This window comes from Lacinutrix sp. MEBiC02404 (genome assembly GCF_053601575.1).
Genome location: NZ_JBSHNV010000095.1, coordinates 1 through 209 on the forward strand (window position 1 = coordinate 1; position 209 = coordinate 209).

Sequence of the window (209 nt, forward strand, 5' to 3'; positions counted from 1 at the left end):
GAGGAGATTTAACAAATGTAGATTTAACAGACACAACAAGTGACTGGGCAACTGCAGATTGTGATGGTGATGGAGTAAGTAACTTAGACGAGGTGGATCCTGATGGAGACGGTGTTCAAGGACCAAACGACACCGATCCAAACGATGCATGTGAGTTTACTGCAGCAGATATTACTTTACCTGTAACAGCAATCACAGATTGTGATGGC

General features: G+C 43.5%; 1 protein-coding gene. It reads left to right on the forward strand.

The window, feature by feature from the left end; genetic code table 11:
* Window positions 1–209 (forward strand): hypothetical protein (locus ACVCXO_RS00780; RefSeq protein WP_452227693.1); only part of this gene is annotated, 209 nt, incomplete at both ends.